The 22381-nt window shown below is 57.7% G+C and carries 29 protein-coding genes; 11 read left to right on the forward strand and 18 right to left on the reverse strand.

What is annotated here, in order from left to right; translation table 11 throughout:
• Positions 1 to 131: 131 nt before the first annotated feature.
• The 5 genes from FHT76_RS00160 to FHT76_RS00180 all read right to left on the reverse strand — a co-directional run bounded on the left by FHT76_RS00160 (position 132) and on the right by FHT76_RS00180 (position 4738).
• A complete protein-coding gene (locus FHT76_RS00160) occupies positions 132 to 1181 on the reverse strand; it encodes a hypothetical protein (protein ID WP_259183438.1) in 1050 nt (349 codons plus the stop codon).
• An 11-nt stretch (positions 1182 to 1192) separates the two neighbouring features.
• A complete protein-coding gene (locus FHT76_RS00165; RefSeq protein WP_259183440.1) occupies positions 1193 to 2710 on the reverse strand; it encodes a PcfJ domain-containing protein in 1518 nt (505 codons plus the stop codon).
• A 110-nt stretch (positions 2711 to 2820) separates the two neighbouring features.
• Positions 2821 to 3432, reverse strand: coding sequence for a hypothetical protein (locus FHT76_RS00170; RefSeq protein WP_259183441.1), 612 nt, complete (start codon positions 3430 to 3432; stop codon positions 2821 to 2823).
• Between the two features lie 403 nt (positions 3433 to 3835).
• The gene (locus tag FHT76_RS00175; RefSeq protein WP_259183443.1) at positions 3836 to 4258 is read right to left on the reverse strand and encodes a DUF4262 domain-containing protein; all 423 of its coding nucleotides are present in this window, start codon (positions 4256 to 4258) and stop codon (positions 3836 to 3838) included.
• 66 nt (positions 4259 to 4324) lie between these two features.
• A complete protein-coding gene (locus tag FHT76_RS00180; protein ID WP_259183444.1) occupies positions 4325 to 4738 on the reverse strand; it encodes a hypothetical protein in 414 nt (137 codons plus the stop codon).
• A gap of 160 nt (positions 4739 to 4898) precedes the next feature.
• Between FHT76_RS00180 and FHT76_RS00185 the strand changes: the two genes are divergently transcribed.
• The 4 genes from FHT76_RS00185 (at position 4899) to FHT76_RS00200 (ending at position 6312) form a co-directional block, all read left to right on the forward strand.
• Positions 4899 to 5240, forward strand: coding sequence for a hypothetical protein (locus FHT76_RS00185; protein WP_259183446.1), 342 nt, complete (start codon positions 4899 to 4901; stop codon positions 5238 to 5240).
• 35 nt (positions 5241 to 5275) lie between these two features.
• Complete coding sequence (locus FHT76_RS00190) at positions 5276 to 5647, forward strand: hypothetical protein (RefSeq protein WP_259183449.1); 372 nt, start codon at positions 5276 to 5278, stop codon at positions 5645 to 5647.
• A gap of 159 nt (positions 5648 to 5806) precedes the next feature.
• Positions 5807 to 6001 (forward strand): hypothetical protein, encoded by a 195-nt coding sequence (locus FHT76_RS00195; RefSeq protein ID WP_259183452.1) that lies wholly within the window; start codon positions 5807 to 5809, stop codon positions 5999 to 6001.
• A gap of 74 nt (positions 6002 to 6075) precedes the next feature.
• Positions 6076 to 6312: a hypothetical protein gene (locus FHT76_RS00200; protein WP_259183454.1), complete on the forward strand. Its 237-nt coding sequence runs from the start codon at positions 6076 to 6078 to the stop codon at positions 6310 to 6312.
• A gap of 22 nt (positions 6313 to 6334) precedes the next feature.
• Here FHT76_RS00200 and FHT76_RS00205 read toward each other — a convergent pair whose 3' ends face one another.
• A complete protein-coding gene (locus FHT76_RS00205; RefSeq protein WP_259183455.1) occupies positions 6335 to 7360 on the reverse strand; it encodes a DUF6036 family nucleotidyltransferase in 1026 nt (341 codons plus the stop codon).
• A 14-nt stretch (positions 7361 to 7374) separates the two neighbouring features.
• Here FHT76_RS00205 and FHT76_RS00210 point away from each other — a divergent pair, with 14 nt between their 5' ends.
• Positions 7375 to 7746 carry a hypothetical protein gene (locus FHT76_RS00210; protein WP_259183456.1) on the forward strand — a complete coding sequence of 124 codons (372 nt, stop codon included), beginning with the start codon at positions 7375 to 7377 and terminating at the stop codon, positions 7744 to 7746.
• A gap of 85 nt (positions 7747 to 7831) precedes the next feature.
• On the opposite strand, the gene FHT76_RS00215 is transcribed toward FHT76_RS00210, so the two are convergent.
• The 3 genes from FHT76_RS00215 to FHT76_RS00225 all read right to left on the reverse strand — a co-directional run bounded on the left by FHT76_RS00215 (position 7832) and on the right by FHT76_RS00225 (position 9858).
• Positions 7832 to 8212, reverse strand: coding sequence for a hypothetical protein (locus tag FHT76_RS00215; protein ID WP_259183457.1), 381 nt, complete (start codon positions 8210 to 8212; stop codon positions 7832 to 7834).
• An 86-nt stretch (positions 8213 to 8298) separates the two neighbouring features.
• Complete coding sequence (locus tag FHT76_RS00220; RefSeq protein ID WP_259183458.1) at positions 8299 to 9216, reverse strand: hypothetical protein; 918 nt, start codon at positions 9214 to 9216, stop codon at positions 8299 to 8301.
• Between the two features lie 72 nt (positions 9217 to 9288).
• On the reverse strand, positions 9289 to 9858 hold the full coding sequence (locus FHT76_RS00225) for a hypothetical protein (RefSeq protein WP_259183460.1): 570 nt from the start codon (positions 9856 to 9858) through the stop codon (positions 9289 to 9291).
• Between the two features lie 173 nt (positions 9859 to 10031).
• Here FHT76_RS00225 and FHT76_RS00230 point away from each other — a divergent pair, with 173 nt between their 5' ends.
• Both FHT76_RS00230 and FHT76_RS00235 read left to right on the forward strand, forming a co-directional pair.
• Complete coding sequence (locus FHT76_RS00230) at positions 10032 to 10652, forward strand: helix-turn-helix domain-containing protein (protein WP_259183462.1); 621 nt, start codon at positions 10032 to 10034, stop codon at positions 10650 to 10652.
• Between the two features lie 469 nt (positions 10653 to 11121).
• Entirely contained in the window at positions 11122 to 12798 is a 1677-nt protein-coding gene (locus FHT76_RS00235) for a hypothetical protein (protein WP_259183463.1), read from the forward strand.
• A 55-nt stretch (positions 12799 to 12853) separates the two neighbouring features.
• On the opposite strand, the gene FHT76_RS00240 is transcribed toward FHT76_RS00235, so the two are convergent.
• The 7 genes from FHT76_RS00240 to FHT76_RS00270 all read right to left on the reverse strand — a co-directional run bounded on the left by FHT76_RS00240 (position 12854) and on the right by FHT76_RS00270 (position 17803).
• Positions 12854 to 13333, reverse strand: a complete 480-nt coding sequence (locus FHT76_RS00240) for a GNAT family N-acetyltransferase (protein WP_259183464.1) — start codon at positions 13331 to 13333, stop codon at positions 12854 to 12856.
• A gap of 219 nt (positions 13334 to 13552) precedes the next feature.
• Complete coding sequence (locus tag FHT76_RS00245) at positions 13553 to 14407, reverse strand: hypothetical protein (RefSeq protein ID WP_259183465.1); 855 nt, start codon at positions 14405 to 14407, stop codon at positions 13553 to 13555.
• Between the two features lie 75 nt (positions 14408 to 14482).
• Positions 14483 to 14959 (reverse strand): hypothetical protein, encoded by a 477-nt coding sequence (locus FHT76_RS00250; protein ID WP_259183466.1) that lies wholly within the window; start codon positions 14957 to 14959, stop codon positions 14483 to 14485.
• A 118-nt stretch (positions 14960 to 15077) separates the two neighbouring features.
• Positions 15078 to 15821 (reverse strand): hypothetical protein, encoded by a 744-nt coding sequence (locus FHT76_RS00255; protein ID WP_259183468.1) that lies wholly within the window; start codon positions 15819 to 15821, stop codon positions 15078 to 15080.
• Between the two features lie 139 nt (positions 15822 to 15960).
• Positions 15961 to 16437 carry a hypothetical protein gene (locus FHT76_RS00260; RefSeq protein WP_259183470.1) on the reverse strand — a complete coding sequence of 159 codons (477 nt, stop codon included), beginning with the start codon at positions 16435 to 16437 and terminating at the stop codon, positions 15961 to 15963.
• Positions 16434 to 17159 (reverse strand): hypothetical protein, encoded by a 726-nt coding sequence (locus FHT76_RS00265; protein WP_259183472.1) that lies wholly within the window; start codon positions 17157 to 17159, stop codon positions 16434 to 16436. The genes FHT76_RS00260 and FHT76_RS00265 overlap by 4 nt, the downstream gene beginning before the upstream one ends.
• Positions 17160 to 17254: 95 nt before the next feature.
• On the reverse strand, positions 17255 to 17803 hold the full coding sequence (locus tag FHT76_RS00270) for a hypothetical protein (RefSeq protein ID WP_259183474.1): 549 nt from the start codon (positions 17801 to 17803) through the stop codon (positions 17255 to 17257).
• Positions 17804 to 17940: 137 nt separating this feature from the next.
• On the opposite strand from FHT76_RS00270, the gene FHT76_RS00275 reads away from it, so the two are divergent.
• Together FHT76_RS00275 and FHT76_RS00280 are read left to right on the forward strand one after the other, a co-directional pair.
• Complete coding sequence (locus FHT76_RS00275; RefSeq protein ID WP_259183477.1) at positions 17941 to 19098, forward strand: hypothetical protein; 1158 nt, start codon at positions 17941 to 17943, stop codon at positions 19096 to 19098.
• A 110-nt stretch (positions 19099 to 19208) separates the two neighbouring features.
• A complete protein-coding gene (locus tag FHT76_RS00280) occupies positions 19209 to 19478 on the forward strand; it encodes a hypothetical protein (RefSeq protein ID WP_259183481.1) in 270 nt (89 codons plus the stop codon).
• 146 nt (positions 19479 to 19624) lie between these two features.
• Here FHT76_RS00280 and FHT76_RS00285 read toward each other — a convergent pair whose 3' ends face one another.
• Both FHT76_RS00285 and FHT76_RS00290 read right to left on the reverse strand, forming a co-directional pair.
• Positions 19625 to 19837: a hypothetical protein gene (locus FHT76_RS00285; RefSeq protein ID WP_259183482.1), complete on the reverse strand. Its 213-nt coding sequence runs from the start codon at positions 19835 to 19837 to the stop codon at positions 19625 to 19627.
• A 12-nt stretch (positions 19838 to 19849) separates the two neighbouring features.
• Positions 19850 to 20842, reverse strand: coding sequence for a hypothetical protein (locus tag FHT76_RS00290; RefSeq protein WP_259183483.1), 993 nt, complete (start codon positions 20840 to 20842; stop codon positions 19850 to 19852).
• 193 nt (positions 20843 to 21035) lie between these two features.
• Here FHT76_RS00290 and FHT76_RS00295 point away from each other — a divergent pair, with 193 nt between their 5' ends.
• Both FHT76_RS00295 and FHT76_RS00300 read left to right on the forward strand, forming a co-directional pair.
• Entirely contained in the window at positions 21036 to 21674 is a 639-nt protein-coding gene (locus FHT76_RS00295; protein ID WP_259183484.1) for a hypothetical protein, read from the forward strand.
• A 196-nt stretch (positions 21675 to 21870) separates the two neighbouring features.
• Positions 21871 to 22347 carry a hypothetical protein gene (locus FHT76_RS00300; protein WP_259183485.1) on the forward strand — a complete coding sequence of 159 codons (477 nt, stop codon included), beginning with the start codon at positions 21871 to 21873 and terminating at the stop codon, positions 22345 to 22347.
• Positions 22348 to 22381 lie beyond the last annotated feature (34 nt).

Consider the following 22381-nt stretch of genomic DNA (forward strand, 5'->3'; position numbering starts at 1 on the left):
GGACTGGTCCTTTGTCAGCGCGGAAACACCACACTTGGCGAACTCAGGAATGTCGATCGTCCTGAATTCCCTGAACCCGTAGGTCCGGCAGTCTACCATCGATGCCTAGTAAACCGGGAAGTCGATACGCATCACTTCATCCTCATCGCGGTCGCGGCAGGTGTCGGCAACTCGATATTGACCGGCCGGTCATTGAGGATGTCTAGCGCCTCGTAAAGCGGCTGCACGGATATGCGGGCGCGCGTCCAGTTTTCGATCACGTCGTCTGGAATGGACGACAACGAAGCAAACCGTTCTTCCGGGTCGGCCGAGCGTGCGGTGATCCCGAGCGGTGAATTTCCGAGGCCCCTGTCATTTGTCAGTGTCCAGAACGGATTGATCCGGTTGGTGACTTCCCAGTACATGTCCCAGTCGAAAGTAAACGATTCAGGGATCAGCACCTCCGGTCGAACCCCCATGAGTTGGTCGACGCCGGCGGTGCCGTTTTCGGTGGCGACAGCCAAAGCGTCGTCGAACCGATCGATCCGCATGGCGCTCGCTACGGTATTGCGAGCATAGGTCAATGCTCGGTCCGTCGTCTCGATGACCATCTCACGGACTTCCGTCCCCTCCCGGTTTTCGTTCCGGACCGCGATGAACGGTTCGAAGCAAGCGGCGTGGATCACGCCGTCGACGGCGATGACGTTGTCCAGCATCTTCTCCATGCTGGCAAGAGCCTCTTCTCGGTGGTTGTACTTCACGACCTCGAACTGGCTTTCCTGGTCATCGACGACATCCTTGGCGGCGGTCAACCATTCCGGGAAACACTTGACTCCCAGCTTGAATTGGATGCGGCCGCTGTTCAGCATGGACTGGAACTGAGTGCGGTCCAATTCCGGGCTGCGCATCGGCGGATGCCTCAACTCGCCATCCGCCATGATCATGCGCTTCCAGTGTTTGTTCTCGTGCCACCTCGTGAACTGCGTGAGGTCCGGGCCGCTTCTCCCGTGGTTTGTCCTAACATCGTCCGGATCGTGGCGATGATCCGTGTTCGGCCGCCACCGACAGGCGATCGGCGCTTCCTCGGTGGATACCTCACGGATTTCGACTTCGATCCGCTCGCGGTAGGCATAACTCCGCGCCTGTTTCTTTCCGGGCAGGCGGCCGGTGATGCCGTAGTAGAGCGGAAACACGATCTTCAATTTGACCCCTCCTATCCGAACTTGCGGGTCGGCGCGGTATTCGCCTGCTCGGCGGCGATGACAGACCCTTCGTCGACGTATTGCCCTGTCACTTCGAACTCGGGCGGCATTCTGTCGATCTGGCTCTCGATTGCGTAGAAATCACCGTCGACAGTCATGGCGTCAGGCATGTAGACCTCGTGGCAGTATCGGAAGCGAACCAGGTTTCCGCAGGTGATCGTCCCCTCGAAGCCGATTTCAGAATCCCTTACCTCAAGGATGCTTCGAAACACCGTTCCGTCGCCGAAGGTCACCGCTCCGCGATGATCGACGCAATTTTTGGTGCAATCACGCACCGTGACCGATCGCTCGAAAACCACTCCGTCCAGCTTGGCGTGATTGCAGTCGTAGAAGGTCACCGTCGATCCGAACGTGCAGCCGCCGACACCGTCGAAGAATGTGCGCCTGAACGCGCAAGCGTTGGACGTCACCCGTTCCGGCAGCTTCGTGACCTCGCAATTGGAAAGGTTGAGGCCGCCTTCGATGGCAAGCTTCTCCTCGTGCAAACGAAGGAATCGCAGGTCAAGTCCGCCCGTGGCGTTCAAACCCCGCGGCAGTACAACGCGCTGGAGGACGCCGTGCGAGCCGCCTCTTCCTGCCCTTAGGCGTTCGAGCGGGTCCGGCCCGGTGACAGTCAGCCAACCCTTGACCACGACGCCTTCCGCTATCGGGACGTGATATTCGTCCGGCTCGCAATCCGACGAGCGAAAGCTCAGGTCGCCGTCGAAAACGTCACCCGGCTTCAGGGCCGTCAGGTCGACCAACCGCCTGGTTCGGTCGACTGCAAACCCGAAGGGCAGGTCTTCTTTCCCGATGCTCCATGCTGGATCGAGCCATCCGATTAGAAGGCGCATGTATTCGGCTTTCGGAAGCTCGTTCTGTTTACCCTTGATCTGGTTTACCTCCTGCCGCAGGAGGTCGACCTCGACGGTCACATGACTTTTGCCGAACCTGTCGCGGACCGAGAAGATGGCGAGACGGCCATCGGCGACGCCTTGATCATACGCGCCTTGGCCGACGCAATGCCCCATTTCGAAGCCCTCGTGATCGAGAGCGCTCGCCGAGGTCAGCTTGAAGATGCCGTATCCACCGCCGCAGTCGTGGACCAGTTCCGCTCCTTCAGAGGAGGCGAGGTCAGCGCCGTCGTTCAGACGCTTTCTCATGGCCTTGTTCGCCTCGGCCACCATCTGGGGAACCGTTCCAAGCTTCATCAGTTTCTTCGGCCGTCCTTCGCTGTCCACGCGCGACAACCATTCCTCGTTGCGCATCTTTGCCGCGACGAGCCAATCGATGATGTGGTCTATGTATCGGCCGAAACTGTCGATTTCCAAGTCCCGACCCAGATCGGAGCCACCAAGACGCTTCAATTCCTTGGCAACTACGCGCCCAAAACTGGCCATAAGGAGATCGAACACGTCGACCCCTGTTCTTGCCTTGGCGCGCGATGCCTCGTGCCTCATCCAGGTTTCAATTTGTACGTTGTCCGTCATCGTCGATTCCGTATGTTTCGGTGGAACATACCAGAGGCGACCGCAAGCACAAATCCCGGCGGGTTGTCCTTACGGGACGACACCATCCCGTAAGGAACACGATTTCCTCGTTATGGCCTGTTTGCAGCCACTGGGACGTAAAGTCGACCAGACGGAGCAAACGCCTTCGAGAGAGCCTCGATGACCTTTCCTTGCAACGGGTCCGAATAATGAACGCCACCCGCCTTCGCGACCGGAACGGCAAGCACTTCGACACGGTAGAGCATGCCCTCGAAGATGGTCCGGTCCACATTCGCTCGCGAGTCTCTGATTAGCTCGCTAAGTGGTCCAAGTTGCGCGTCCTCGTAGTGAAGTTCGACAGGTTCCGGCGGTTCGTTTCCTGAAAACATCCTCAACTCGCCGTCCTTCCAGCGGAACGTGAAGACAACGTAGATCGGCGCGTCGAGGTCTCCCTGGCCGATGTCCGTCATGACGTCCGAGACGTCCACCTTCGCCTTCGAAATTCCGCTCAGGTTGTCAGCCAGCGCCTCGATCGCCTTTCCGTCCAGCTTGAGCCTGGCGTCGGTCGAGTTTTTCAGAGCGTGCATCATCGCATCCGCATTCAGGCCGACCGCCTTTGCGATGACCTCGATGATGGCGGAATGCTTCACGTCGCGTCCGACGCGTTCGCGGATCGCCTTGGCGAGGTTCCTCACTTCGGAGTGGTTGAGTTCTACCAGCATACGAATCCCCATTTCGTCCCTACGGCGGTCGTCCTCGTCTCCGCCAGCGGACCTTTGTTGGGGTCGTAGCGAAAGTTCCGAATGCCAGCGTTAAGCATACCCTTGCGGGCGAGGACTGCCGGAGGCTGCTGGCGGCTCCATGGAGATTGACTTACCTGATCGAAGTCATGATTTCAAGGGGATTCACAAATAAAGACACCGCCCGCCGTTACGCTTCGTGCCATATTCCAGTCCCACGGCTGCCGCACGGCGACCGACTACCGTTTCGTCGATTCGGTCCTCTGGTCCGGAGACGGAATGGACCTTCACCAGTGGAGCGCCTCGACCCTCCAAGGCCCGTGGCAGAGTGAATCGCGGGCGACGCAAGCGCCGGCGCGAAAATCGCCGTCGGAATGTTACACTACTAAGGCCGCGGAACTTCGAACTGGCAACCCGGGTCTCCCGGGTAACGTCCATCCCGGTCGCAGATCATCACCTGCACCACAGCGTACCGTTCGTGCCCGAGATACTCGCCCGCTTGCGCGGTGAATTCGGTTCTGACGTTGCCGCCCGCGTTCCTGACTTTGAACGGCATCGTCCAGCCGATGTCCAGCAACCCCTCGGCAGGCGGCTTGCCCCGCCCGCGCATGTATTGCCCGATCTCGTTCAACGCTTGGGCCGCAAACTGGTCAGGGAAGTTGCCGATGAGAAGCAGCTCAGGCAAGCCAAGTTCGGCGTTTCCGATCGTGTAGAAGAACCGTTCGCCCTTGTCGCCGAACACGGCCTGGATGTGCTGGCCAGCCATCAGGATGTTGTTGCGCATGACGCGCTTCATGGCCGGGTTCATCAAAACGCCCCATTGATTGCTCGCCGAGGAAGTAAACTCTTCCAGCTGCCATGGCAAGACCTGGACTCAAGGACATGTAGGTGTGGACGCAAAAGAGTTCTGCCGGCCATGGTCTAAACGCTCGACCAGCGCGGCCGCCAGTTGCCTGGCCCTCGACAATTCCCGATTTCGATCGGAAATCGTCCGTCTGCCGTGTCCAAGAAGCAGAACGTCCTCGCGCGACAGCAAAGCGAACTCTGGTTCGAACGTGTCGAACTCGTCTTCGATGATGTCGTCGATCGGCATTCTCCCGCGGATGTCGATCCCGTCATCGCCGTCGACCACGAACGCATGCACCAGAACCGTGCCGCCCGTTTCCAAGTCGGTGTCCAGGTAGGCACCGATCGGATGGCCCGTCAGCTCGCTCATGGCCACTGCGAAGAGGTGGCATCGGCCATGAAGCATCAGCTCCTCGTCGTCCGTGCGTTCGTGTTCTTCCATGCCTTCCACTCCAGTCGATCCTATCCTGGCAGCCCTCGGAAATCCAAGTCTCTATTTCCCGATATCGCTGGATCGAAGTCTTGCAATTAATCGCGCAACTTGCTACTGACGGTGACGAATAGAAGTGTTGACAACGTCGATTCGAGGAAGGCTGACCGAAATGGAAATCTCGACCGGAGAACTTGAGCACCTTGTCAACGTCGCGAAGGCCTATGGGGTCCGTACCGACGCCCGCGCGCGGGCGAAGGACGCCAAGGTTGAGGTCGAGAAGGCCGAGCGGGAAGAGCGCCATTACGGAGGCTTCGCGGATTGCGGCGACTCGTATCGCAGCGCGCTCGACGAGGCCAAAGGCGTCATGTCGGCAGCAGTTTCCTCCGAGATCAGAAGTGAGAAGGCATTCAAGCGCGCGAGACTCACGGCCATCGAGCAACACCCGCGCCTCGAACAGCTGATCGATGAACTGGTGTACGACAGACCCAAGTCGGCCTCGAAAGCCGCTTGATCCGAACGAACCCGCAAAAACACGAGGGACGAACGATGCTCCAATTCTCCGACACCGAACTCAGCTCGCTTCTTGCTGTCGCGGACGCCCACGGCGTTCGTACCCGCGCGCGGCTGACGGCTCGCAGCCTCAAGAAGGCCTATGATGATGCCCGGCGCGAGCTGAAGTCCGCCGAGTCCTCTGCGCGCATGTTCTTCATGTATGACGACTGCGGCTCTGGCTACGAGGCCGAGCACGCGCAGGCGAAATCCGCCTTCGAGATCATGCAGTCCGCCTTCAACGAGGCTGTCGCGACGGAGATCGAGAGTGAGAAGGCCTACAAGAAGGCTCGGCTGACGGCCATCGACAGCCATCCCCATCTCGCCGACGTCATCGCCCGCCACATCCAGAAACAGGATGCGGCCTGACCGCTATCGAAGGAGACCTCCATGTTCCGCAAAATTCTCTGTTGGCTTGGCTTCCACAGCAAAGTCGAAACGGAAACGACAGCCTATGGCAGTGGTGTGGATCGCTGCCATCACTGCGACTATCGCCAAGTGTATCGCAGTTACTAAGGTGGGACCGAGATGATCGAGTACCTGTGTGAACATTGGGTCGCCGTGGTGGTGGCGCTTGTCGTGTTCGAAGTCGCCGTTTACACCTTCCGCAAGGCGCTGTGCTGGCCGGATGACACCGAAGCAGAGAGACAGGCGTTCCGCGACAGCCTGATGCGGATGTATCCGCTGCCAGCTATGGAACGCCGAAGGAAGCTGACCAAGTAGGCAGCGCACTTTCGATGCGCCAGTGAATGCGCTAGTTTCCAGTGAATGTTTCGCGGGTTCTGGAAGGGCTGGCTATGGGAAAAATCGCTATGTGGCTCGGACTTGTTCTCGCGCTTGGCGCTGGCTTCTCGCTGGCCGAAGAGGCAGCGACTCCACCCCAAGCCGTTCCAGAGGAGAAGGCGTCGACGGACGCTACTCCGGTCGTCGACTGCTGGCCTTCCAGAAACGTCGGCATCGCTGAGCCCGCGGATCAGTACCGCGCTTCGTGCCAGCAAGAGCCAACCAAAGACAAACCCCCTGGCCAGCCTTAAGGTGCATTGACTTTGACGCGTTCTAAGGTGCCATACGCCAAGGAGGCGGCGTCGGTGCCGGGGCATCCGGATCGGGGCCTGCCGCGAGCTGCTCGTCGTGGGCTTCCTTCGTCACCTTCTTGCCGTCCAACACGAAGTGCTGGAAGTTCTTCGCGACCATGGCCGGGCCCAACGGGTTGTCGATCTTGTAGTAGATTTCGAGACTGGGGTCCCATTTGCGGATCGTGACGCTGTTGTCCGCCAGATTGTAGAAGGCGCAGTGCGTGTCCCGCGGATAATCTGGGACGATGCGGGAAAGCTGTTTCTCCAGATCGCCCATCGGGTTCTTCGCCGCCAGCTTAGGCAGGCTGTCGAGGAACGCTGCCGCATTCGCACGAGCCCCGTCGAGATATTCCTGCGTGTATGTCGCGTGCGGCTGGATGGTTTCCAACCTTCTCTTCATGGCGTCGATGTCGAAAGGCTGGAACAGATAGCTCGCCCGGATGAAATCGATGTCCTTCTGGCGAAGACGGATCATCTTGGCGGCCAGCGTGTCCTCGATCGCGGGCGAAACCGCAGTCACGACCTTGCCGTCGGCGATCTGGACTTCGCGGTATAGCGCGCGCTCCTGCCATGCGTGGGGAAGCGGCGAGGTAGTCTCGTCGACGCCGTCGACGTAGAATCCGTGGATTTCGTCGAATGACGAACCTTCGCCCGCGATACGGTGCAGGTATTCGGAGGCTTCGGAATAGACAGCCTCTGCTTCCGACTTGCGGCGCTCGGCTTCTTCCCACAGTTTCCGGTTGGCGGGATACATGTCGATCTCGCCCGAGGTCCTCATCGCGTCCGGAGCCTTGTTGCCCCAACGCATGAGGACCGCTTGGCTTCCGACCACGACGACCGCTTCGGTGTCGAAAATCTCGGCGACCTTGCGGATCGCGGCATCGAGATCACGGACGGTCCGTACGGGTACTTTGTTTTTCATTAGCATTGCCTTGCGCGCGTCTTCGATGCTGTCGCCCGAGCCGCGTGGGTATGGTGACTTCAGAACGGTGTTGGCTGCCTGCATGCTGGAACCTCCGAATGTCTAGGATCAATGTTGGCCAGACGTTTCGCAAGATTCCACATGCGTGGACGGATGATTTCTTCGTCGGAGAAGACGATCGACATCCTCTTTCCGTAGTCGAAGCCATGCAGCTGCATGAAGGGAGACGTTTCGCGCAGGTCTTCCGCGGCCTCGTCGCGCCTCACTATCCGGCGCGCAACCTCGATGCGGTCCACCGAAAACAGATCACGCCAGCCACGGACGTATGGCGTCTGGCCATCCGTCCTCTCCATTTCGTCGAGCGCGGCGTGCGCCCTGCGCATGAGGTCAGCGCCCCGATCTCCGCGGAGACATCGGGCGATGATGCGATGGGCGGCGCGCTTCCGGATGGAATGCTGCCGATCGAGTGAGGATGCGTAGTACATAGTCAAAAGCTCTTTCTATCGTCAAACGAACCGTATGACGAAAACGTGTGAAATTCGTGTCGCCGGTGGATTAGGGGGAGGGCGAATGTTCCATGTCGGACCCCGCCAGGGTCGAATAGGCATCGTCTAGTTCTGACGCCTCTATCTGATCCGGGTTCCTGTAGCAGTAAAGGAGGGCGGCTGCCGCCTTGATCTCTTCGCAGGCATCGGGGTCACAGGTGATCTCGATATCGTCCGGGTCGGCTGGACGAAGTGGATTCTTGAGATCGACGAGGACCAAGAAATCCCTTGCTGGCTGGCCAAGCGCGTCGACAGCAAGGTCGAGCACATGTCTAACTTCGTTCAAATCGAGAGACGCATCAGGCCCCTTGTCCCTATAGACGCGATGGAATGCGTCGGCGAATGCCTTGAGCTTTCCTGTGTCGGCCGTCTGGATGGCGAAGTTGGTCATACTGTTCCCCCGGTGACAAAGCTTGCATGCCGTGTTCTTCCCGTGCTCACAGTATACCCGATATGGTGCAAAGCAACATATGGCGGTTAACCATCCCCGCTTACTTTTATTGCATCTGCTAATTCTTTGAGCCGACTGCGAAATTCTTCGACGACCGACGCCACGCGCGAATCGAACGAAGCGGTTCCGTCGGGCAAGGCGGCAATATCGGCGTGAAACGAGCCAAATCTGGCCATCTCCATGGCTCTGGCGTTCGAAAACACGATCTCTTCGCGCGTTTCGTGGCCGTCGTTCTCGACCTTGCGTGATACCCACGGATCGTCGTCGGTGAATATGCGGTCGAATCCTTCGTCCGTCAACATCGTGTTGATCAGGCGCGAGCCGGCCGCATAGGTATCGTCTCGTAGTTTCTCATGCGGCTCTGGAGATTCCATCTGACGCTCGATATCAGCTGCGAGAGCCTCTTGGGTACCACCCGACTTCAGGTACGGCTCCATGTTGGCGTCGATCCAGTCGAAGAGGACGGCCTCAAGGACATCCCACAGACATGGCCCCGCTGCCGATACGAAACCGTAGACGAGCTCGCCGTCAATCCGGGTTCGCGTCCACACCTTGTAAAGGGACTCTCGATAGGGCCGTGGTTCCCGCCTCTCTTCCTTGGCGATATCCTCCTCGATCTGCCGATAGTGAGCCTTGTCGAAATCCAGCATCGTCGTGTCGACGCCGAAATCCATCTCCGGATATGACATTGACGTTACGGTAAACAGGTTGGGGCCGATGCCAGTGGCCTCGACAAGATACCGATTGATCTGGTTCGACTTGTCGTAGTGTTCCTGATCTTCGATGAAGTCGTCCAGCGCCTCGTCATCGTTGAAGGTGCGCCCGAAAACCTGCCCAGCCACTGCGAGCTTGACCTTTCTCCAGTCTGTTCGGGCGATTGGAAGAGGTGGTATGCGTCCGTAGACTTCCACGAGCGCTTTTTGCGTGACGAGCGAGCATTCCATTTGAGGCTTTCCTTTTCACGAAAAGGGTGCCCCAGGCGCTGGGCCAAGACAAGGTGGTCGATACCGTCAACACTAAGGCGCGCGTGCCTTGCAATCCTTCACGATAGCCAGCAAACCCTGAAGCCTGGCAACGTCTTCAGCGGAGTCCTCGTACGCCTGATGCGCTTTGATCGCCTTGGGAATGAAGGCAAGGAGGTCATCGATCTGCGCGTCTGGATCGTATTTCGTCAGCTTGGAGATCGTCGCCTTGTCGTCGGCGCAGCCGCCGAAACGCCGAACGAGTTCTTTGTTCTGTGGTGAAATGGCCATCGCCAAGTCCTCGTAGGCTGTGCACCGCGCTACCTTGAGCGACTTCTTCGAGATCGGGGCCGTACCCGACAGGCTTTCCGGCTCCGAGTTGCCGCGAATGACAGTCACCTGCGGCGTGTTGTCGAGATAGTATTCGACCTTCGAGCAGCTGGGAGCTGAACTCCTGACCACGATCTCGGCACTGTAACTTGGTTTCGAGCCGCCTGTTGACTGGATGTGGATCGATCCCTGGCACGCGCCCACGGGCTTGTCGAAATTGCATTCCGCTGCGAGCATCGGCTCCCCGACGAGCAGACCGGCCAGCACTACCATTCCCTTTAATATCGCCTTCATTCCCGTTGCCTCCCAATCCCTATCTGTGACTAGCACGCTCATTGGAAGCCAGGCGTCCTCCAGTTGGAGTATCTCCATCCGAGTTGTGCAGTGGAAAAATCCACAATTATCACTTGCGTATCGGCGCGCAATGTGGATATTTCCTCGGAAACTGACTTCTTGGGAACAGTCTTATGGATTCCATCGACACTGACGAACTCGCTAAGCGCATCGAGAACCGCATCGCTTCTCTCGGACTCAATCCGACGAAACTAGACAAGATGGCTGGGCTCGCCGCTGGATTTACCCGAGACCTCGTGGCGGGGCGAAAAGCGCAGCCACGCGTCGGCAATCTTGAGCGTATTGCGCAAGCCCTCGATTGTTCGGTTGACTACCTACTCTACGGACGATCCTCGACAGTTTCTGGTACACAGGAGGTCCCTCTGATCGGCTACTGCGAGACGGATGTCTGGCGCGGCAGAATGACATCTCCATCCAAATCTGGATGCGCACCCGATCCACGGTTCCCTTCCGAATTCCAGCAGGCATACGAAGTCCGAGACGACCATGCGGCGGAGTATGGCGTGCCACGGGGCGATACCGTCGTCGTCCTATCGGCAAAGGGCATGGATGTCGTAGGGATTACGCCTGGATACGGCGATCTGGTGATTGCGACGAGCACTGAAGGAAGCCGCGCCGAAACCCGCTTGGTGTTTCTCGACGGCCCTGAACCAAACGACAAGGAATTCGACATCGAGGGCATAGTTCTGGCATCCGTGCGCCGCTTCCGCAGTATTCCTGTCGTACCAGGCTAGTCCAACCCGACACGCTCAGTCCCTGTGAGGAACGGACTTTTCGGCCACGTTCTCGCAAGCACAGGCTCGACGGCCTCAGGCCCGGACAGGATCGACCTCGGGCCGCCTTGCGCCTGTTGGACCTCGTCACACAAACTGAGGTTGCCTTCAGTGGGCAGTTTCGATCAACGTGAAGACAACTCCAATAACCCTGTCCGAAAATCTTCAAGTTCTCCATTCATTGATGGGCTACCCTAACTATGGAAGACGTCAATCCAGATCGACGTCTTACTCTAAAAATAAATAAAGACCCCAATACACTTTTCCGCTTGCAAAGTTTGACGGGATGCTTATTTAAGCAGTGTCCCGCGAACGGATGCGCCCCCACAGAGCGCGGCCACCGGCCAGTTCGCATTTTCTAAGTTGATCCGAGATGGTGTCATCTTCCTTTCAAGAACGTGTGGGGCCTTCTGTTTAGAAAGGGAATCCGATGCGCACGCACTTCACGTCTGAAAAACGTCCTTCCAATCTTTCGCGCCGTCTGCGTTCGTCTCTCGAGACGATGGGCCTGCCGCGCACCATGTCCGCCTGCCGCGAAGCAATCGCGAAGGGAAGCGGCTACCGCAATTGGAATGAGATGCTGAATTTCATCTCCAATGACACCATTGGGAGCAGGGAACAGCATTTTACTGATGGAACTCATTCCCTCCAGCGCGAGTTCTCCGAAAAATTCGCGGCCGCACTCGACGTCCCAATGTCCGTTGCGCGTGCCGCCACCGACATGATCAAGCCCTTTGAAGAGGCGCGACTTACAGAACTGACCGACGGACATATCCGTCTCCTCGCTGCAAATATCTGCGACACCGGCTACGAAATCGAAGACGTTTCCGTCCCGGAATATGCCGGCTTCAAGATTACCAAACCAAAGAAGACGGTCTTCGGCGCGGGGATGGGCCGTCAAATTTCCCTATACGTTTCCCATGACGGCCGAAAAATCTACGATCACGAACCACGTGGAGACCGCCGCTCCCTGTATGGAAGCGATGGGTTCACAGAGATCATGGAATTTGCGAAGCTGACGGAACTGCCTGTTACTCCGCCTGTTCGGGTCATCGAAGGCGAGAAAATTGAGTTGGTCTACGAGACGCTGCGTAGGATGGACAAGAAGGTTCTGCTCTTCATGAAGCACGCAGGTGACTTTGATTGCTGGGCATATAGGGACGCGGTCGTGTCTCTCGAAGGATCGCCGCTCTTCGGACTCGCTTCAAAATATCCAGGGCTGGCCTCGCAGTACACCTCCTACCATCGATGGGGAACTGATCCCTATATCAAGGAAACCCCCAAGGCAGTGGAAAAACGCCAGCGGGTTTTCGCGCCTGATCCTATTTCTGCATTCTCCGACTATGTCGACAGCAGACAGAAGTACCTCTGGCCCGAGGCAGCGGTCCCAATGGAGCGGGTGCGCGCCGTTAGCGAAGCGTACCTATCGGTCCCAGTAAATACTGCGTATGTCGTAACCGCCGATGCTCCCGCATTCATGTGCCACCTGCCAGATGCGCTCTTCCCCCGTAACACCGGCGATATGGAGGCGTTGGTCGATTTTGTCGATCGCCATCTTCATGTGTTCGAACCAGATGGCATGTGCGTTGCGCCGACCACCTTCGCTTCGGAGTTCGCAAAGCGCGTGGACGGCGACTGGAGTAGAGTGAGAGAACTCAGCGACATCGAATACATCTCAGCGCACCCGCATCTCGGTTCCACCGTTCTCGGCGTCGCCGCTCGCGAGGCTGGGTACGATGTGTCGGCGGCCGACTTCGAGGACCTCCGGGATGAAAACGCAGATTTGCGGTTTACGGTGGGTCATCTTCTAGCGAAAGACGCATGTCTTGATTTCTTCAAGGTCGCAGACGGCTTGAAGCGAGTGGATGCTGCGCGAAGGCCTGTGGACCTCATCGCTGAGGCGACTAGGGAAGACGATTTCTTGGAAGAAGCTTCCCAGTTCGCCAAGTATCGCGAAGTCGGTCTGATCCACCCGAAACACAGCGGCGCGAGTGCTACCGATATCCTCGCCTCGATCGGGTACGACATTGAGGAGATCATCGGTTCGTTCGATGACGAGCCGGAGAGACTGCCTTCTGCCTATACTCCAGCGGTCCCGACTTACTGATCAGTCTCGTGGTGATCAATCGCTGACCGATAATGCTTGTTATCGGCCAGCCACTTCACATGCTCATCGTCATGCCGGCCGACACCGACGGTCTTATTTCGTGGACCTTTCGCAGATGGCCGTTCATCTGGTTTCCCCTGATGGCGACATCTTCTAGTCCCATCTTCTTCCAGAACGGAAGCTTGGTCTTTTTGATGTCGCAGATGAGGATATCGTCCTCGGCTATCCTCATGACGGCGTCTACCACCCGACGGCCATATCCTTGACCGCGCAGCGCCTTAGCAATCTCGAGTTTGACCAGTTCCTTGATTCGCTGCGGTTCACCCTCGGCTTCCGGCGTACTGACGATCAGTTCCAAGGTGCCGATCATTTTATCCGCGCCAGTCCGCGACTTGAATTCGGTATCGTAGAGCGTGAACGAGCAACGAAACTGCCCCGCTTTCTGAAACGCTCCAGAGCGGATTCCGCCAAAGATGCCGATATCGCTGTCGGCCCAGCCGAACATACCGAAACCCAGATCGCCGTAGTAGTCCATAACCTTCTCCTGTGTAAGGAAAACGCTATCGTCTGGAATGGCAAGAGACCACCCTGCAACGGTCAACGGTGATCAACCGGCGCGACCGTCGCCTATCGGGACGTGACCAACGTGGTCGCTTCTGTGTATGAGTGGTGGTCGTCGCTGCTGTAGGTAGCGGCCAAGCGACCGCAAAACGCGACGCGCCAAGGCTATGGGCCACAGCTGGAGCAATGACGCTCAAGCCACTGCTGCCTCACGTCTCGTATTGAATTCCAATCGCGCCTCGTCAGACGCAGCTTTCACCTGGTCGAAGCTCACCAGATGACGTTCCTTCTGGAACATCTTCCACGGAGTACTGACATCCCATTCGAACATCAGGAGGATCGCCAGAGAGTTGTTTCGCAAGTAGACCTCCCTTGCGTACTCTGGCGAATTCTCATCCACGAACCACGAGCCGAGCATTTGTCTTTTCGTGACGTAGCCAATGTCGAACCGCTGGTCGTCCGGCTTACTGCCGTCGTCCCATAGCGACAGGATGCCCTCGTCGTAATTGACTTTGTCCGGCAGCCCCAGAAAGCAGTCGACTACCGTAGTGGCTAGTCTTCCCGAAAGCCATCGAGAAAGCAATTCTACGATGGTCGGCCTCAGAGCCAAAGCGATGTGTTCCCGCTGAAGCTGTTGCAACGCCTCATCGGTATCGTCCCTTTGTGTGAAGGCGGAGTAAATCTCGGCCGAAGGAATCGAGAGCGCAGGTAGCTCCGCGCACTTTGAGACGAGTTCGGTTTCGAGACGACTGTACAAAGCCCTGATCCCATCGGTGATTTCCATGCCCGGCTCCAAGCTTTCGAAATGGCTTTCGATAGCCTGCCGCATGTCGTCCAGTGGCGATCCCGCCTGAATCACCGGAGACGCTTCCTTTGTTCTCTGGGTGAAGGTCACCAAGTCACGCCGCCAAAGGTTCAACAGGCGGTTATGACCAAATGCCCACATAATCTTTTCGTCGTCATCGAAGGTCGCTCCGAGAGCCGAAAACCGGGAGGCGATTGTCTTGACAACAGCCCCGAGGTCCTTGTCAGCAGCACTGGATGCCATTTTAAACTCCATGGATGATTACCTCATTGTCGTGTTCACTGAGGATGCGAGCAGGGACTGCTATTCCCGACGACCTTAATGCATGGCCTTGAATGCCGCAGATTCCAGCTGGATTTTCCGCCAGCGCGCGAGATCGGGAGAATCCGGATCGGTGTCCGAATAGGAGTGAATTTCCGAGTGCCGCCCGAGTGGCCGCACCTGTCCGACCCAGTCACCGTCATCGGGTTTCTCGCATGTCGCGATCAGCATTGTTTCCGCTTCGTCGGACGCATCCATGACGCTGACCGCTCTTCCTGTGTCCAGCATCCACGCAACAAACACGGCGCACCTATACCAGTTGTACGGGATTTCGCTGGCGTGGGTCTGGAGGACCTTAGTCCTGATCTTGGTCTTCAGGTCGTTATAGACATCCTGCAGCACCCGACCGCTTAGCCACCTGGTGAATTCCCTTTCCGCGTCGTCCTGCCACAGGCCGTCCTTGACTCGAAGAAAAACGCGAAGCGAGTGAACGGTGGAGCCGATCGACATCACGCAGACGGAATTCGCTTTCACGAGCATAGCTGGCCTTTCGACGGCGGTCGTTGAAACTTGTCTGCGCCCGAAATATCGAGACCCCGATGCGGTGTCAACGATCAGGACATGTTTGTTTGCATGTTGTCAAGCAAGAGAATCATTGAGCGGGTGCAGCTGGATAGAGCGCCGCCATTAGCCGCTCTTCCTTCTCCTTGATCATGGCCTCCAGACTCTGATGTGACCGAACCAGTGCCTGTTGGCTAAGCAGGATCGATCTGTACGCTTCGACCAGTTGCTCTTTGGTTAGGTCCTCGATAGCAGCCCAAGCCGAGTTGAAGGCATCACTGTCGAGGACTTCAACTGTCACATGCTTGGCATCGCGCTTGGTTTCGTCGGGGTCGGATGATGACGAAGCAGCCTCCACGGGGACGTGGTAGTGCGTGATGCGGTCCCACTGATGCTCGCCGACCTTGCCCATGACCCAGCGACCCGTCTTGTAGAGGACGATGACGTTCAGAGCAGATGCCAGGTACGAAGGCGTCTTGCCCTCGGTTGGGACGAGCCTGCCGTCCTTGGCAAGTTCGTCGACCTGCTGCTGGCTGTAGAAGTTGTCGGCCTTCGGTGGAACGGCGATATTGAGTTCGGACATGGCTGCTTTGGATCGCCGGTAGTCAAGCTCCGCGGCGCTCTTGGCGTCCCCGACCGTCGCCAGATTGCTCTCGATGGTCGATTCGTAGCCGTTGCGGAAGGCAGTCCACGTGCCGTTGTCGCCAGCCACGGAATAGGTGCCGAGATCGGTTTTTGCCGTGAAGCCTGCCGGGTACTTGATGCGGGCCTCCCACTGAAGCGACTGACCTTCGGGTGCGGTGGCTACCGTGTCTGGCTTTGCGGCGTCGGTCATCAGGCTGCCTCTTTTTGGAATTCAAGTCTCGATTTCCGCTGAATATCAAGACCCCGTATCGCTGTCAACACTTCGACACCCGAGAGTTGTCGGTGGCAGTAACCGCAGACGTCACAACAAAAGAACACGACCTACCACGTCAAGATGGTCTCCTGCACCGATCTGGGTCGCTACCGCGGCGATCGTCGTCCATGAGTTCCTCGAAAGCGGCAGCCGTCGATTTCAGCGACAGCATGGTTTTCAAGGCCCTGTATAAGCCCTCCGCATCCCCGCAATGGAACAAGTAGCTGTGGCAGTTGATCATGCACGGAAATCCGTCTTCAAGCCTAGCGACTTCAGCCAAAATGTAATCGGCGCTATCGTCCGTCCCGTAGGCCACATGGGAGGCGTACAACGCCTCGAACGTTCGCACGCTGCTTTCGCCATCGAGGAAACGCTTTCCGAAACCTCCGACATCGTGAAAGATAGCAGGGGTCACGAGGACGCGATCCGACGTCTCCCTGAGAACTCGCTTGGTGATCTTTCGGAAGACGGCGTCGATTTTGGCGTTGTTCTTCTCCGCTTCCAGCCGCTTTCTAACCGCATCGGCGGCCTTGCGAACCTTTGCAGTCTTCATTGCACTTCGCCCCGCTGCCCCGTGCTTGTATCGTGAGCGATGAACGTCCCGCCGGCCGCCAGGCGATGCAACGTTTCCATGATCAGCTTTGGTCCGAGAAGTTCGACGAGCTTGTTGCGCAGAACGTCCACCTGGACCCGAGCGGTATTCAACAGCGCTTCGTTTTCCTCGGTCGCCTCGATGGCGGCGATCATCTTCCCGCGTTCGATGAAGTTTTCAGGCCACTTCGACACAATCCAGTGGTTGGAGTTGACGTCGGCGTAGGCGTTGTACTTGCGCATCAGAATGGAGCCGTCATACGCTTCGCCGCGCTCGATGTCTTCCCACGACAGCTCAAGGCCGCTTCCCACTGCGCGATGTACACGCACCGGGTCGATGCGGACGAGGAACCATCGCTTCCACGTGATGCGGTACCGATGATCCAGTCTCGACCGCATGTCCTTGATCATGACGGAGATGTCGCTACCGAAAACCTCGTCGCCGGTCTCTTCGCACTTCAGCTTGAACCCGATGTCCTTCGTCGACGCAGGTGTCGGCTTCGACGTATCCGTCACGAATGCCTTCTGCATATAGAGGTCGATCTCGACCTTCTTATGGATCACCTTGTCGCGCGAGCCGCCTTCTTCGTCGCTTTCCGTCCCGACAACCTGCTCGGCGTCGTAATAGAGGGTGTCGATTTTCGTTCCGCCACCCGGGGTATTCCTGACGCGAGCTCTTGCCATTCCAGTCTCCGATCTAAAGTCGTCGAGAATTAACGACTCCAGTTTCGATAGTCAACGGCGAAGTCTTTCAATAGTGCATTGCTCTGTGTCGTACATTAGAAGCGACGGGCAGGCGCTATCCTCGCTATGCTCGTAGCGGCCGCCATGGCATTCGAGAACTCTTCGGCAATCTCGATGACGCCGATCCTGGTGTTCGCGGTCAAAGCGTCGAGGATGGCAGCCACGGCTTCCTCGCCCTTGTTATGGGCTGCGCGCAGAATGTTCACAGGGACCATCGGCTCGGCTTTCTCGCCGCGGACCAGGAACTCGAACTCGTTGTTCATTCCCGGCCGCCACGAAATCCCGCCGGACCAGCCCTCTTCACCAGCGTTGGCGGTGTGGGCGACGTAACTGATGCCTGCCGACTGGCAATTGGCCCTCAGCTCCTCGAAAGTCTCCCAGTTGTCGTGAATCTGGTACGTGACGGCGCGCTTCTCTTCCTGCGCCTTCTCGAGCTCGACGATGAACTGCTCGTTTCCATAGCCCGTGGAATATGGCGTGCCGAAGCTCGCTAGGGACCCGGCGTTCGCAAGATTTTCGAATGTTTCGAGGTCGGTATCTACGCGACCAAAGAGATGGATTTCGACTACGCTGTTCTTTGCCATGGGATGCCTCGTTGCAATTGGTTTCCCATACTAACGGCGACGTCAGCATGCAACGAGGCCTATGTGCGAAGCGCCAAATCATGTGGTTGCCGATTGCGTAGCCTTTGGACACAATGCGCCATTCGCGGGAGATACACATGACGGCCTTGGATTTCACGTTTGGCGCACCGAAGCAACATAAAGACCCAGAGGCGCAGATGTTCGCTTCCTGCCTCAACATGGCAAGGATGGGTGAAACCTCAAGTTTCCCATTGCGTGTCGCGGAGAGCATTTCAATTTCCGTCGACGGCAAGAACGGCAAAGGGCCACAACTTGCGACGTTCGCGCTTACTTTCGAGAGTTTCATCCCCGTCCACCCGGAGGGCGACGCTCTCACGATCCAGTACGAGACTTTTGAGGGGACCGACGCAAGCTCCCATAAGTCCCACTCGGTCAGAGTATGGGCAAACGAGTGCGCCTACCTCGAGGTTGGAAAGCAGAGGCCATCGGATATGTCTTTGCCAGAATACCTTCGTCGTACGGCGAGGGACTGGGCCACGGCCCGCATCGAAAACGAAATCGCAAACCTCAGGTCTCCCAACAATGCCAGCGCATGGGAGATCGAGCATGCGGTGGACATCAAGGAAATCTCGTACCTTATCTGCGAGGAGTTCAATCAGCTTTCGATCGCGGTCGACAGTATCGGTGACCCAACACTCGGCCGCATGGGCGCGCTTCCAACGTTGAGACTTGGCCCCGACCCGATCATGGGAGCGACACACCATCTTACGCTCGCCTTTGCCGACCCGCGAGGTAAAACGTGGCAGGACAGCCTACTGTCGTTCCCGATCGCCGACCACGCCTCAGCCGACGCAATCCGATCCAAACTGGTTCTGCGGCATTGCAACGAGCACGACCCGGATTTCGGCTATGATTGGACCGATTCCAGGCTCGTTGGCACAGACAGCTATAAGGACCGTGATGAAAGCCTGATGGCGATATCGCAAAGGTTCGACGTGGCAGGAGTCCTGAGGGACATCGGCGAGTCCTTCTCCGTCGTCTTTTCCAACACCGGTGGCGAATGGAAGCACATCTACATTGCCTTGCGGGACAAGGACCTCGACGGTCAGTTGCAGGCGATCCGCGACATCGCCGAAATCCGGCCTAAGGAATACGCCGACTTCCTCGCCGCGTCTGGCTGGACGTTGCCGTTCGACCCGCTCGAGCTATACGAACTAAGGCTCCGCCAGCATAGGGGTCTCAGTCTCAACGACGAGCCATCCCCACAGACAACAACATTTGGGCCAAAGCCCTGATCGCTCCGATTCAAAGTTCTGGCGATCAGTGGTCTGTCCTCGACTGTTCTTTATAGCTGTTATCGATGGCGAAAACCGCCTATCGATAACAGCGGGCACACGTGGGATAAATGCGCGCGTCGATAGATATCGTTAAATCGACCTGTGCGGCCGTGTTGCCCAACGACGCTTCGGTGCGCCCACTAGCCAAACGCGACGCTCTCTTCAAATTTTCTCAGCGCCTTGATTGCAGCGACTGCGCGGGCCTCGCTGAGGACCTCCTGAAGGCGATCCTCGCATTCACTTTCGGCACCCGCGAAACGTTTTACGACTACCGGGTCTACAACGCGACCGCGTCGGTGGCGGCAGATTTCGATCGGAAAACCTTCAACTCGATCTGACGACCAATCATCGTACCGCGAGAACAATTGGACCTGATCGATAGCCTTGGCGACTTTCTTGACCAACAACGCTTCAGCCACGCTCATCATTGTACCCCCGATATTTCAGTTCTCTTTAACCCATATCGACCGTTGAGCGGAAGGCTTTACTTCTTCGACGAGGGACCGTGGTACGGGCCTCCCCAGCCATCCGTGCCACGGCAGTTGGCGGTCTTCCACAGGCTCACCACCATCAGAATGAATCCTACGATCACCACGGCAACAGGTGCCGACGAAAGAGCCGAAATCACCACACCCACGATAAGTCCGAAGCCGAAGCCGCCGATCAAGACCGCCTGAATCCATTTGTTGGCCATCATTTGCAGTTCTCCTTACAGCGCCTTTGCAGGTGTTCCGATACTACGTGTCTTGATGTTGACCGCGCCGCCCTTTTCATTGACCGCCTTGCAGAACTCCTGTGCCTCGGACTGCTGCGTGTCGTAGTAGAAGAGAGCGGTGTCGACGGCCTCGTCCCCGAGCTTGTAGTCGACGACGAAGCACTTCAACGGCACCGGCTCGCCGATGACGCTCGGATGCAGGATGAAGGCCGCCATCTCCTTGGCGGCGTCCGACCAAAGGTCGCGGACGCGCAGATTGAAGTCCATCCGCTCGCTGAGCATCTTCGCAATCGCAATCGCCTTGTGGCGCTGGTCCTCCGCGGTCGCCTTGGAACCGTCCGCGACGACCAGGCCGATATCCGCCAGAACCGCATTGAGCGCTTGGCGCATTGCCCATTGCTCGCCGAGAGACGTGGCGTGGAGGTTGGTGCCGTACTTTTCCTGCCAGAAACCTTCAGGCTTGTCGTCGCGCTCGAAGTCGCGGTCGTATTCCTTCACCTTCGACAGGTAGATGGCACGGGCGAGATCGACCTGCGCGTCCGTCAGCGTCGGACCGGCTTCCGTCAGGTCAGGTTCCTTCGGTGCGGCGGCAAGGCAATACTGCTTCCAGAGCTGGCCGACCAGCTTCTGGACGTCTTTTGGAACGTCGTCGCGGCCGCATGCGTGGAACATCTGTTGCTCCATAGTGTGTTCCGCCTCGGTTTCCCATCCTACCTGTTTGGCAGGCATGGCCAGGGTGTCGAGGACGTTTGCCGCCTTGTAGAGAAGCTCGGCGTGATAGTGGTCCTGCTCGACGTGGGCTTCCTCTTCCAGGTCAGCCGCCTCGCGGAGTTCCTTGATCAGTTCGGAGATCGGATCGGACGTCCTGCTGTCGATGGCACGCCTGCCGTCGACGACGAACGGAAGGTCGCGAAGGCCGTTGGCCTCGCAGGCGATGACGATGTTTTTGAGGACGTCGATGAGATTGGAAGCTGGCGCGTCGGTCATTCGGTCGTCCTCTCTAACAAACTTGCCGTCCGAATATCAGGACTTCACGTACGCGTCAACTGATGGCGAAGTCTTTGAATATCGCGGGTGGAGGGAATGTCGTCGGTCGACGCCCTATAGGCTTGGAACCCGTACGGTTGAACCGTGCGGCGCAAAGACCTAAGGTGAGGACCATTACGAAAGGATCGACGCAATGGCGCTGGTGAGAGTGGACGACGTTGGACTGTATGTCGTTGTCAACGGACACAAGGCACGTCCTGGCAATGTCGCAGGCTATTCGCATTCCCACCGGATGGACGACGGCGGGCTGTCTGCTGGCGACAAGGTAAAAGCCGCCCAGCGGTCGCAGTCAGCTATCGTCAAGGTAACTCTGGAGAGCGGCTCTGTCGTGTTCTGGCACTGCGACACCTTCCGCGTCAAAAGGACGTTCGATTTCACTCCTGACGATTTCGACGAAACGGGTTTCGCCAAAAGTCATAGGTTAGACCCATCCCCGGTCCGCGCAGCGCCGCGCCAGATCGGATTTGCCCGCCTTCCGGAGGCAGTGACCGAAAACAAAACCTACGTCGATGGCGATCACGAGACCTACCTGCAGGTGCGCCAATCCGACGACGAGTCCTACGCAATCGTCACTTCAAAATACACCCGAACATACCGCAACGGCGAAACAGCGGAACGAGTCTTCGCACAGATATGGAGCGAGGGGACCATCCTACATCAGCGATCTGACATGGATATACGCTCGTTGGAGACAATGTTCCCGCATGTCGTCGCCTCAAGCGAGCCTCCGGCCATGAATGAGCCGACTGCGCCTCTCCTCAGGCCGCGCTGATCGATTCCCATCGGCGGCCGGTAAAGGGCCTTATCGGCCACAGGTAGCCTCTCGAGGCGTAACGACGGGCGGCTGCGCTGTTCGTCGAACCCAAAGGTCATCGACACATGAAAGGCGAACCTCAGCGTTGCACGCGACTGGAACGTTGCATTGCAAGCAATGACAATGAGTGAGCAGCGGTTCAAGGGGTGCGCAATTGAGAAACAATATCTCCGAGGTAAAGTCCCAATACGGTCGCAAGACGGTCGATCTGACCGTCTTCCATGGCAGTGACAGACTGTTTACTGAGTTCGAGTTCGATCAAAATCCGAACGCGAAAAGCAGTCCCGGAATCTGGTTCGCCGCAGATGAGAGCTACTGTAACGCGCACGGGCAGTTCATCTACGAGTGCCGGGTGCGGACGGATTTGGCGCACTGGGTAGAGGACTTCAACATTCTCACCGTGAGCGAGGCGCAGGCGCTGGGCGTTGACTGCCAGATAGCGATCCACGGAGAGGGAATCGAAGACGCCATCATCACCTCCAACGAACTGAGCAACATCGAAATCGTCCGCGTGTTTGATCCAGAACTCGAGTCCTACGTTGAATTCTCGGAAATCGAAGACCGAATGGCAGAAATATCGGCGCTTGCTGATCCCGCCTCGTCGCAACTTCCACTGGGGATGGCTATCTAATCGCCGCACCTACCAGCAATCCGCAACTTAGGAG

This window comes from Rhizobium sp. BK176 (assembly GCF_024808055.1).

Coding starts and splice junctions, on each gene's coding strand:
- FHT76_RS00165 (WP_259183440.1), bottom strand. CDS start 2,710: ATGACGGACAACGTACAAATTGAAACCTGGATGAGGCACGAGGCATCG.
- FHT76_RS00170 (WP_259183441.1), bottom strand. CDS start 3,432: ATGCTGGTAGAACTCAACCACTCCGAAGTGAGGAACCTCGCCAAGGCG.
- FHT76_RS00175 (WP_259183443.1), bottom strand. CDS start 4,258: ATGAACCCGGCCATGAAGCGCGTCATGCGCAACAACATCCTGATGGCT.
- FHT76_RS00180 (WP_259183444.1), bottom strand. CDS start 4,738: ATGGAAGAACACGAACGCACGGACGACGAGGAGCTGATGCTTCATGGC.
- FHT76_RS00185 (WP_259183446.1), top strand. CDS start 4,899: ATGGAAATCTCGACCGGAGAACTTGAGCACCTTGTCAACGTCGCGAAG.
- FHT76_RS00190 (WP_259183449.1), top strand. CDS start 5,276: ATGCTCCAATTCTCCGACACCGAACTCAGCTCGCTTCTTGCTGTCGCG.
- FHT76_RS00195 (WP_259183452.1), top strand. CDS start 5,807: ATGATCGAGTACCTGTGTGAACATTGGGTCGCCGTGGTGGTGGCGCTT.
- FHT76_RS00200 (WP_259183454.1), top strand. CDS start 6,076: ATGGGAAAAATCGCTATGTGGCTCGGACTTGTTCTCGCGCTTGGCGCT.
- FHT76_RS00205 (WP_259183455.1), bottom strand. CDS start 7,360: ATGCAGGCAGCCAACACCGTTCTGAAGTCACCATACCCACGCGGCTCG.
- FHT76_RS00210 (WP_259183456.1), top strand. CDS start 7,375: ATGTCTAGGATCAATGTTGGCCAGACGTTTCGCAAGATTCCACATGCG.
- FHT76_RS00215 (WP_259183457.1), bottom strand. CDS start 8,212: ATGACCAACTTCGCCATCCAGACGGCCGACACAGGAAAGCTCAAGGCA.
- FHT76_RS00220 (WP_259183458.1), bottom strand. CDS start 9,216: ATGGAATGCTCGCTCGTCACGCAAAAAGCGCTCGTGGAAGTCTACGGA.
- FHT76_RS00225 (WP_259183460.1), bottom strand. CDS start 9,858: ATGAAGGCGATATTAAAGGGAATGGTAGTGCTGGCCGGTCTGCTCGTC.
- FHT76_RS00230 (WP_259183462.1), top strand. CDS start 10,032: ATGGATTCCATCGACACTGACGAACTCGCTAAGCGCATCGAGAACCGC.
- FHT76_RS00235 (WP_259183463.1), top strand. CDS start 11,122: ATGCGCACGCACTTCACGTCTGAAAAACGTCCTTCCAATCTTTCGCGC.
- FHT76_RS00240 (WP_259183464.1), bottom strand. CDS start 13,333: ATGGACTACTACGGCGATCTGGGTTTCGGTATGTTCGGCTGGGCCGAC.
- FHT76_RS00245 (WP_259183465.1), bottom strand. CDS start 14,407: ATGGCATCCAGTGCTGCTGACAAGGACCTCGGGGCTGTTGTCAAGACA.
- FHT76_RS00255 (WP_259183468.1), bottom strand. CDS start 15,821: ATGACCGACGCCGCAAAGCCAGACACGGTAGCCACCGCACCCGAAGGT.
- FHT76_RS00260 (WP_259183470.1), bottom strand. CDS start 16,437: ATGAAGACTGCAAAGGTTCGCAAGGCCGCCGATGCGGTTAGAAAGCGG.
- FHT76_RS00265 (WP_259183472.1), bottom strand. CDS start 17,159: ATGGCAAGAGCTCGCGTCAGGAATACCCCGGGTGGCGGAACGAAAATC.
- FHT76_RS00270 (WP_259183474.1), bottom strand. CDS start 17,803: ATGGCAAAGAACAGCGTAGTCGAAATCCATCTCTTTGGTCGCGTAGAT.
- FHT76_RS00275 (WP_259183477.1), top strand. CDS start 17,941: ATGACGGCCTTGGATTTCACGTTTGGCGCACCGAAGCAACATAAAGAC.
- FHT76_RS00280 (WP_259183481.1), top strand. CDS start 19,209: ATGCGCGCGTCGATAGATATCGTTAAATCGACCTGTGCGGCCGTGTTG.
- FHT76_RS00285 (WP_259183482.1), bottom strand. CDS start 19,837: ATGATGGCCAACAAATGGATTCAGGCGGTCTTGATCGGCGGCTTCGGC.
- FHT76_RS00290 (WP_259183483.1), bottom strand. CDS start 20,842: ATGACCGACGCGCCAGCTTCCAATCTCATCGACGTCCTCAAAAACATC.
- FHT76_RS00295 (WP_259183484.1), top strand. CDS start 21,036: ATGGCGCTGGTGAGAGTGGACGACGTTGGACTGTATGTCGTTGTCAAC.